Annotated in this window: 1 protein-coding gene and 1 pseudogene; both read right to left on the bottom strand. The window is 76.0% G+C overall.

The genetic code is table 11. From position 1 onward, the window contains the following. Positions 1-201: 201 nt before the first annotated feature. The gene (locus ABZ371_RS31375; protein WP_358686066.1) at positions 202-1,182 is read right to left on the bottom strand and encodes an ABC transporter ATP-binding protein; all 981 of its coding nucleotides are present in this window, start codon (positions 1,180-1,182) and stop codon (positions 202-204) included. Beyond that, positions 1,179-2,749 (bottom strand): annotated as a pseudogene (locus tag ABZ371_RS31370) (ABC transporter permease); the annotation flags it as partial. The pseudogene ABZ371_RS31370 and the gene ABZ371_RS31375, both read right to left, overlap by 4 nt.

Below are 2,749 nucleotides of genomic sequence, written 5' to 3'. Positions count from 1 at the left end.
CTCGGCTTCCTGCGGCAGGCGCCCGACTTCCCCGTGGCCCTGCTCACTGCGGGCGCCTGGCTGCGGCTGCGCACGCCCTACGGGTCGATCGCCCTGCGGGGCGCCGGCGGCGGGCTCGGCACCCTGGCCGTGTCGGTCGGGACGGCCTGAGCGCCGTACCGCGGGGCTCGGGCGCGTCACTCCCACCGGGGGTCGGGCGCGTCACTCCGGCCGGGGTTCGGGCACGTCACTCCGCGGTCTGTCCGGCCAGACCCCTATGTGGTCCTGTTCCAGCTCCAGCATGACCCGGTGCTCCATCCCCAGGGCCTCGGTGTAGTCGGCGGGCAGCTGGAGCCGCCCCGCCCGGTCGAGCATCGCGTACTCCCGCGCCACCTGGGACTCCTGCCCCGTGGCCGCGTCCACCTCGGTGCGGCGCAGGACCTCGGAGGAGGTCCGGCCGTCGCGGATGGCGACCGTGCGGCGCACCTCGCTCGCCACCGCCTGGTCGTGGGTGACGATGACGACCGTCGTCCCGAGCTCCTCGTTGGCCCGGCGGAAGGCGGCGAACACCTGCTCGCCGGTGGCCGAGTCGAGTTCGCCGGTCGGTTCGTCGGCGAGCAGCACCGCCGGGTTGTTGGCCAGCGCCACCGCGATCGCCACCCGCTGCTGCTGACCGCCCGACATCTGTGCGGGGCGGCGGTCCCGGCAGTCCGCGATCTCCAGCATCCGCAGCAACGAGTCGGCCCGCGCCGCTCGTTCGCGGGAACGCCCGCCGCCGCGCAGCTGCATCGGCAGCGTGACGTTCTGGACGGCGGTCAGGTACGGGAGCAGGTTGCGGGCGGTCTGCTGCCAGACGAAACCGACCACGTCGCGGCGGTAGCGCAGCCGCTCCTTGGGGCCCATCGCCAGCAGGTCACCGCCCGCCACCCTCGCCGACCCCGCCGTGGGCACGTCGAGTCCGGCCAGGATGTTCATCAGGGTGGACTTGCCGCTGCCGGAGGCGCCGACCAGCGCCATCAGCTCGCCCTCCGTGACGAGCAGGTCCAGGCCCTGCAAGGCCTGCACCTCCACCCCGTCCACGGAGAAGACGCGGACCAGCCGGTCGCAGGTGATGAGCGCGTCGTGCCCGTACGAGGGCCGGTCCCGGCGGGCGGCGGCCCGCTGTTCGAGCTCCGCAAGTGTGGTCTCCGCGGACGGTGTCATCGGCTGTCTCCTGCTCTGAGTTCCCTGATCGATCCGCGGCGGCCCGCCCACCACGCCTGGACACCGGCGACGGCGCCGGTGAGGAGCACCACGCCGAGCGCGGGAAGGACCAGCGACACGGTATCGGCCCGCAGGGACGCGCCCACGGGCGTCCCTGCGTCCGCACCGCCGAGCGCCAGCGCCCCGAGGTCGATGCCGGGGGCGAGGAGGGCGATGGCCGCCCGGCCGACGAGCAGCCCGCCGAGCGCGGCCAGCAGCGCCTGCGGCAGGGCCTCGGAGACGAGCAGCCGCCCGCCCTGCCGGGTGGTGAGGCCCATGGTGCGCAGCCGGGCCAGCAGGACCGTGCGTTCCGGCGCCGTCCGCAGCAGGGAGAGGAGCACGGCGAGGAAGGCGTACCCCGCACCCGCCGCGACGGCGGCGCCGTAGATCTTCTCCGCGCCCGACTGGAGGGGGGTGCCGGCAAACGACTCGCGCTCGGCCGACCGCAGCCGCACGGCGGTCCGCGGGCCGACCGACTCGGCGACGGCCCGCAACTCCCCACCGGCGAGCGACGTCCCCGTCACCAGCAGCGTGGTGGGCTCTTGTCGCGTGAGTGCGGCGGCATCGACGATCAGGAACTCGGCGTCGCTCACCGCGGAGGTGCGGGCCAGGACGGCGGCGACCCGCACCCGGATGTCCCCGGCCTGCGACCGCAGGGTGCGGGGCTCCTCGCCGAGCCGCTCGGCGAGTGCCGGCGAGACCACCGCGGGCAGCACCCCCTTCCCGCCCGTGCCCTTCGCGATCCGGGCGGCGGGGAAGGGCGGGAGACCGCCGGCCCGGGCCAGCCGTGCGTAGGACTCCGGTTCGACCCCCAGCAGGGTCGCCCGCTTCGTGGCGGACGTCACGTCTCCGGACGCCGCCAGTGGCGTCCCGTACTCGATGTGGACCGGCGCCACGTCCTCGACCCCGGACACCGCCCGGGTCCTTCGGACGTCGTCGCCGGAGAAGGGGGCCGGGCCGCCCTCCACGCTGATCCGGGCGTCCGCGCCGACCGCGCGGAGCGCCGCCTCGTCCCGGGCCCCGGCGACGCCGGCGAGTACGGAACCCCCGAACGCCGCCGTGGTCAGGGCGATCAGCAGGGCGAGCAGCGGCAGTGTGCCGCCCGCCGAGGACCGGCCGGCCCGGGCCAACGACAGGAATCCGACCGCACCCCGCAGCCTGGCGGCCGGGCGGGACGCCAGCCGCAGGGGCAGCGGGTAGATCCGGAGGAGGACGAGTGCGGCGATCAGCCCGACCAGGACGGGGGCGGAGCTGACCAGGAGATCGGAGCCCGCCGTCGTGCCGCGGCGGCGCAGGGCGGCCACGGCGCCGACCGCCAGGACGAGCAGGGTCAGTTCGGCGACCGAACGCCGGCGGGACGGCCTGGCCGCCACCACGTCCTCGCGGGCCCCGTGCAGCAGCGGTCTGCGGTGCTCCAGCGTCGTGAGGAGCGGAAGCGCCACGCAGACCGGTACGGCGACCGAGGCGGCGCCCACCGCGGCGGGCCACCACCGGGCCTCGCCGATGAGCAGGACGGCCGCCAGCAGCC

This window comes from Streptomyces sp. NPDC005899 (assembly GCF_040629645.1).
Lineage (GTDB): Bacteria > Actinomycetota > Actinomycetes > Streptomycetales > Streptomycetaceae > Streptomyces.
This window is presented reverse-complemented; position numbering and strand designations above follow the sequence as displayed.

Coding starts and splice junctions, on each gene's coding strand:
- ABZ371_RS31375 (WP_358686066.1), bottom strand. CDS start 1,182: ATGACACCGTCCGCGGAGACCACACTTGCGGAGCTCGAACAGCGGGCC.